We start from the raw sequence: 628 nt of genomic DNA on the forward strand, positions 1-628 counted from the left end.
ACAGGAGTCGAGCGCCGACCGTGAGCGCGGCGACCGTCAGTCGAAGCGCGTAACTGACGAGGGAGAGGCCGAGCGACGACTCGCCGCCGCCGTTCCGGTCATCGCTGCTGCCGCGGTCGTCGCCGTCGTTCCGGTCATCGTCGTCGCCGCGATCGCCACGAGTCGAGCGATCGCCGGTACCGTCGTTCTCGTCGGGCTTCGGATCGGCGTCTGTCGGGGTGTCGGTGCTGGTGTCCGCAGCGGATTTCGATCCGTCGTCGACGCCGGTGGTCTCGACGGGTGTCGGGTCGCCGTCGTCGGACGCGGATCGTGAAGGAGTGTCAGTCATGTGGAAACGAGGGGAGTATCGGGACGGCTCAGAGACCGTTCGAGAGGGCCTCGAGGAGTCGAATAGCGACCAGCAGCAACGCGGTCAACAGGAGGATCCGGCGGAGGATGGCCCCCCTGGTCGTCCTGATGCGCGAGCGGTCGGAGGGGTGAAAGCCGACGGTCCAGAGGGTCGCGATCGCGCCGACGTTGATCGCGATGACGTTGACCGCCACGACGACGAGCGAGCCGAGGACGGCCGCCGGTTCGCCCCAGGCAACGCCGACGCCGACGACGCCGATGGGGGGCATGATCGCGGCCG

1 protein-coding gene and 1 pseudogene are annotated in these 628 nt (G+C 68.8%); both read right to left on the bottom strand.

Annotated features, from left to right (window positions below; genetic code table 11):
- Nucleotides 1–328, bottom strand: a pseudogene (locus tag PGX04_RS28980) (hypothetical protein); the annotation flags it as partial.
- A 28-nt stretch (nt 329–356) separates the two neighbouring features.
- Nucleotides 357–628 (bottom strand): DUF389 domain-containing protein (locus PGX04_RS28985; protein WP_273741659.1); only part of this gene is annotated, 272 nt, incomplete at its 5' end.

The organism is Natrinema soli (assembly GCF_028618695.1).